The sequence below is a fragment of the Thiohalophilus sp. genome (assembly GCF_031581315.1).
In the GTDB taxonomy this organism is placed as follows: Bacteria; Pseudomonadota; Gammaproteobacteria; order UBA6429; family Thiohalophilaceae; genus Thiohalophilus.
In genome coordinates, this window is sequence record NZ_JAVLAZ010000101.1 from 1,912 (window position 1) to 7,541 (window position 5,630).

The 5,630-nt window shown below is 55.3% G+C and carries 7 protein-coding genes; 5 read left to right on the forward strand and 2 right to left on the reverse strand.

From position 1 onward, the window contains the following. The first annotated feature begins 124 nt into the window (after positions 1-124). Positions 125-1,366, forward strand: coding sequence for an APC family permease (locus RI563_RS11615; RefSeq protein WP_310694547.1), 1,242 nt, complete (start codon positions 125-127; stop codon positions 1,364-1,366). Between the two features lie 4 nt (positions 1,367-1,370). Further along, the gene (locus RI563_RS11620) at positions 1,371-2,159 is read left to right on the forward strand and encodes a sulfite exporter TauE/SafE family protein (protein ID WP_310694548.1); all 789 of its coding nucleotides are present in this window, start codon (positions 1,371-1,373) and stop codon (positions 2,157-2,159) included. Between the two features lie 49 nt (positions 2,160-2,208). Here the strand turns inward: RI563_RS11620 and RI563_RS11625 are convergent, their stop codons facing one another. Together RI563_RS11625 and RI563_RS11630 are read right to left on the reverse strand one after the other, a co-directional pair. Further along, a complete protein-coding gene (locus RI563_RS11625; protein WP_310694549.1) occupies positions 2,209-2,694 on the reverse strand; it encodes a DsrE family protein in 486 nt (161 codons plus the stop codon). 113 nt (positions 2,695-2,807) lie between these two features. Further along, entirely contained in the window at positions 2,808-3,062 is a 255-nt protein-coding gene (locus tag RI563_RS11630; RefSeq protein WP_310694550.1) for a thioredoxin family protein, read from the reverse strand. A 139-nt stretch (positions 3,063-3,201) separates the two neighbouring features. Between RI563_RS11630 and RI563_RS11635 the strand changes: the two genes are divergently transcribed. The 3 genes from RI563_RS11635 to RI563_RS11645 all read left to right on the forward strand — a co-directional run. Next, positions 3,202-3,885, forward strand: coding sequence for a Crp/Fnr family transcriptional regulator (locus RI563_RS11635; protein ID WP_310694551.1), 684 nt, complete (start codon positions 3,202-3,204; stop codon positions 3,883-3,885). A 133-nt stretch (positions 3,886-4,018) separates the two neighbouring features. Next, on the forward strand, positions 4,019-4,453 hold the full coding sequence (locus RI563_RS11640) for a cytochrome c (RefSeq protein ID WP_310694552.1): 435 nt from the start codon (positions 4,019-4,021) through the stop codon (positions 4,451-4,453). Positions 4,454-4,467: 14 nt separating this feature from the next. Further along, positions 4,468-5,630: cbb3-type cytochrome c oxidase subunit I (locus tag RI563_RS11645; protein ID WP_310694553.1), on the forward strand; the 1,163-nt coding region annotated here is incomplete at its 3' end.

Genomic DNA, 5,630 nt, shown 5'->3' on the forward strand with positions numbered 1-5,630 from the left:
CGAACATTGTTCGACACGTTTTGTCACTCCTGTATGACGCGTCCTTGCATCCTGAACATCGAATTCTGGCGAAAAAGCGTGCAATATTGATGTGCTGTCTTAACTCATAGAATAGGATATGCACATGAAGAATGACAAATCTTCTTTGAGCCACTCCAATGAGTTGAGGCGCAGCCTGTCGTTGCCGCTGGTGACATTCTATGGTATCGGCACCATTTTGGGGGCAGGAATTTATGTTCTGGTCGGCAAGGTGGCCGGCGTGGCCGGCATGCTGACGCCCCTCGCTTTTCTTGTTGCGGCGCTGATCGCCGGTTTTTCCGCGTTTTCCTATGCTGAGCTGGCGGCGCGTCTGCCGAAAAGCGCCAGCGAGGCAGTTTATGCCCAGGCGGGCTTTGGTCGGGCGTCCCTCTCGCGGCTGATCGGCCTGTTGATGGTGCTGGTGGGCGTGGTTTCCAGTGCCACGCTGATGCACGGTTTTGCCGGTTATTTGCAGGTCTATGTCCAGTGGCCGGATATCTGGGTCATCAGCGTCATGATTCTGACACTGGGTGCCGTAGTGATCTGGGGAGTCACCCAGTCGGTGCTGATCGCGGTGATCATGACCCTGTTTGAAATGGCCGGGCTGGTACTGATTATCTGGGTGGCCGGCGACAGCCTGGGATCGCTTCCCGAACGATGGCCGCAGTTGCTCGCGCCCGAAGCGCCATTTGTCTGGTATGGCGTGTTGCTGGGGGCCTTCGTGGCCTTTTATGCCTTTATCGGTTTCGAGGATATGGTCAATGTGGCCGAGGAAGTGATTGATCCGTCACGTAATTTGCCCAAAGCAATTATTCTGGTACTGATCATTGTCACCCTGTTTTACCTGCTGGTAACCCTGGTCAGTATTCTTAGCGTGGCGCCCGACAGGCTGGCGCAGACGGACGCACCACTGGCCATGGTATACGAACAGGCTACCGGCCGGGGACCGTTGTTTATTACCCTGATCAGTCTTGTATCAGTGCTCAACGGCGCGCTGATTCAAATCATCATGGCTTCACGGGTATTGTACGGACTCAGTCGCCAGGGCTGGTTGCCCTCGCTGCTCGGTCAGGTCTCCGGGCGAACCCGGACACCGGTTCCGGCGATCATCGTGGTGGTGACGGCGATTTTGCTGTTTGCCCTGTTGTTACCATTGATCAGTCTGGCCAGGCTGACGAGTTTTGTAACGCTGATCATTTTTACGTTGATGAATGTGGCCCTGTGGCGCATCAAGCGGCGAGAGGATAGTTATGAGGGATTTCAGGTACCTTTATGGGTACCGGTGTCGGGGGCAACGGTGAGTGCCCTGTTTCTGGTTTCGCAGCTGTATGATTTTTTTGTGGACTGAGTGAATGGAAATCGGGCTGTTATATCTGTTGCTGGGCATGTTTGCCGGCGTGGCGGCCGGCTTGCTGGGTATCGGTGGCGGCCTGATTATCGTGCCGGTGCTGGTGTTTATTTTTCAGCAACAACAGTTCAGCAGCGAGGTGATTGTCCATCTGGCCGTCGGCACCTCGCTGGCGACGATTGTGCTGACCTCGATCTCTTCGGTACGCAGTCATCATCAACATGGCGCGGTTCTGTGGTCCGTATTCGTGCGCATGGCACCGGCTATCGTGCTCGGGGCGTTGCTGGGCTCGGTGATCGCCGACTGGATGCCGACCCGGGTACTCAAATGGGTGTTCGCCATCTTCGAACTGACAGTGGCCACGCAGATGATTCTGGCCTATCGGCCCAATCCAAACCGGGTGTTACCGAACTGGCCGGGATTGTCGCTGGCCGGCACGTTGATTGGGGCTGTGTCGGCCGTTGTCGGCATCGGTGGCGGCACCATGACTGTCCCATTTCTGGTCTGGTGTAATGTGGCCATGCGCAAGGCCGTGGCCACGGCGGCGGCCTGCGGTCTGCCGATTGCCGTGGCCGGCGCTACCGGGTTTATTATCAATGGCTGGAATGAACCGGGGTTGCCCGCCTGGAGCAGCGGCTATGTTTACTGGCCGGCCTTTATCGGCATTGTCGCCACCAGCGTGTTGTTTGCTCCGCTGGGCGCGCGCCTGGCGCATCGCCTGCCGGCGGCACAGTTAAAACGGATCTTCGCTCTGTTATTATATGCGCTGGGGATTCGCATGCTGCTGGGATAAGAGCCGGCGGGCATTCTGACAGGTAGCCTTTATCAGGCGAGAGGCGGGTTTAATCCGGTCGCTGGCGAATCAATACCCGGGTATAGCCCAGCGACACGTAGTCATTGATTTGCGCCGGTCCGGCTGCGGCCACGTTGACATAATCGGGGAAATCCTCGTCGCTCAGGCCGCGCCAGCCGGCATAGGTGCCGCAGACATAGACCGGGATATCACCGTCAGTTAGCGAGCGGACCTGCGTGTGCACAGCCGGTTGTTCATCGCTTTGGCCGTTTTGCAGAGCAAACTGTTCCTGGCCATGAGTGACCACGGCAATCGGCAGGGCCGGAAACTGTTTACGTAATTGTTCAATATAGGAGTGGGCCAGGGGTAGCGCCCAGCTCAACCCCTCACTATCGGCGGTGATGATTTCAAACACGATGCCCACAGGCGCCTCGTTCTGTTGCAGAATGTGGGTAATCGCCCGCTGGCTGTCGGCCAGCAAAGCAGCAGGCAGCAGCAGGATCGCGAGAAACACTCCGCGGCGTAGCGATGGCATGGCAAGTTCTCCGGCAAGGTCAGGCAATGCATCACTTTCAAGGTATACCAGATAAGGCAGGCAGAACAGGAAAAGTTCAGTCAACGCCGACGGCGTCACTGTTATTTGGTTTTTCAGGATATTAGTAATTGCTTAATAATGCTGGCGGCACGTTGCGGATCCGGTCGACCAACGACCTTGACCTTGCCATCAGCCAGCAATACCGGGAAGCTTTTGATTCCCAGCGTGTCAATCAGTTGCTGTCCCTGCGCGTCCTCCAGCTCGATGATCTCCAGCTCGACGCCTTGTTGGCGACAGACAGACTGCCAGATATCCCGGGTTTCCAGGCAGCTAGGGAGTTGACCGGCGATCAGTAGTTGCAACTTCATAGAGAATGTCAGGGAAGCCTGCGATGAAACAGTAAGCTATTCTAGTGCCACCAGGGTGTGCTAGGCTTTGACCCTGATCAATTCACGATTGGCTAACTCAATTTAGCAAACTTAATTTACAATCAAGGGCTTTAAACAGATGGATGCAGATCAGGCGTTACTTGACGAGTTACACCGTGTTTATTTGTTTGAAGAACTTGATGATGCGCAATTGACCCGGGTACTGCGTAACTCACAGCGCTGCAGCCTGCCGGCCAAATCCCTTCTGTTCGAAGCCGGGCAACCCGCCGATCGTTTCTATCTGGTTCACAAAGGGCAGATCAAGCTTTTCACGCTTTCCATGGACGGGGATGAAAAGGTCATGGAAATTCTTTATCCCGGCGATACCTTTGCCGAAGCCATAATGTTCATGCAGGCAAAGCGCTATCCCGTATCGGCACAGGCGCTCGTTGACACGGAACTGTACAGTTTCGATATGAAGAGCTTCCGCAAGATACTGGAAGAGTCGCAACAGACCTGCTTTCGGCTGATGGCCGGAATGAGTCGCCGCCTGCATGCCCGGATCAATGAAATCAGCAATCTTACCCTGCATAACGCCACCTACAGGCTGGTGGTTTTCCTGCTGGAGCAATTGCCGGAAGATGCCATCGAGCTGGCCGAAATTCACCTCAGTACACCCAAAAGCGTGATTGCTTCGCGTCTTTCCATTCAACCTGAAACTTTCTCCCGGATACTTACCCGGCTTTCGGCCAACGGTCTGATTGCAGTTAAAGGGAATGATATCAGCCTGCTGGATGTGCAGGGCTTGCGCGACCTCCTCTGAGTATTCTCGCCTGCTTGTTTGGCGCAGGTTTCCTGTATCAATTCCGTTTTTCGGTTTGACGTAGATCAAGGTTGTTGACTATACCCTATGGGTATAACTGCAACTGCCACTCTATGGAAGAAGGGGAACCACCATGAGCGAAAAATTCACCAAGTCCATGGCCAGGAACATGTTCTACGGCAGCGCTGTATTTTTTTTCCTGCTGTTCCTGGCCCTGACGTTTGATACCAGCAAGGCACTGCCCGAGCGGGACAACCGGGAGGCTATTACTCCCGAGGTTGCCAGGGGCAAAACGGTCTGGGAAGAGAACAACTGTGTCGGCTGTCATTCCCTGCTCGGCGAAGGGGCTTATTTTGCACCGGAACTGGGGAATGTCTACAAGCGCTTCGGCAACAGCGAAGAAGCGATTATCGCCTTTATCAAGAGCCGACCCAAAGAAGGTATTCCGGGGCGCCGCAGTATGCCGCAGTTCAATCTGTCCGAAGAGGATCTCAAGGCCGTGGCCGCATTTTTGAAATATGCCTCGGAAATTGATGCTGCCGGCTGGCCGCCGAACATTCAGGGATAAGGGGAGAATCCATCATGCAATATCAATCACAAATGGCGGCAAAGCCTTACTTTATTGCCGCGATCCTTCTGTTTGTCGGACAAATCGTGTTCGGCCTGATTCTGGGGCTGCAGTACGTGGTCGGGGATTTTCTGTTTCCCGAGATTCCTTTCAACGTGGCGCGTATGGTGCACACCAACCTGCTGATCGTCTGGTTGTTGTTCGGCTTTATGGGTGCGACCTATTACCTGGTCCCCGAGGAGGCGGAAACGGAGCTACACAGTACGAAGCTGGCGTATATCCTGTTCTGGATATTCCTGGCGGCCGGGGTTGTGACCGTGCTGGGTTATCTGCTGGTGCCCTATGCCACGCTGGCCAGGATTACGGGGAACGAGATCCTGCCCACCATGGGCCGCGAGTTCCTGGAGCAGCCGACCATTATCAAGATAGGGCTGGTACTTGTGATACTGGGCTTTTTGTATAACACCACCATTACTATCCTCAAGGGCCGTAAAACGGTCGTCAGCTGGGTGTTGCTGCTCGGTCTGTGGGGTCTGGCCATCTTCTTCCTGTTCGCCTTTTATAATCCGCATAACCTGGTGCTGGACAAGTACTACTGGTGGTGGGTCGTCCATCTCTGGGTGGAAGGCGTCTGGGAACTGATCATGGGTGCGATTCTGGCCTTCGTGCTGATCAAGCTGACCGGCGTGGACCGCGAGGTGGTGGAAAAATGGCTGTATGTCATTATCGCCATGACCCTGCTGACCGGGATCATCGGGACCGGCCATCACTACTACTGGATCGGTACCCCGGAATACTGGCAATGGTGGGGTTCCATCTTCTCCGCCCTGGAACCGATTCCGTTCTTCATGATGGTGATCTTCGCCTTTAATATGGCCAACCGTCGTCGCCGCCAGCATCCCAACAAGGCGGCCATGCTATGGGCCATCGGCACTCCGGTGATGGCATTTCTCGGTGCGGGTGTGTGGGGCTTTTTGCATACCCTGGCACCGGTGAACTTCTACACCCACGGCTCTCAGATCACCGCGGCCCACGGGCACATGGCCTTCTACGGTGCCTATGTGATGATCGTGCTGGCGATTATCTCCTACGCCATGCCAATGCTGCGTGGCCGGGCGGCCGCCAACAGCGACAAGTCCCAGGTGCTGGAGATGTGGTCTTTCTGGCTGATGACCGT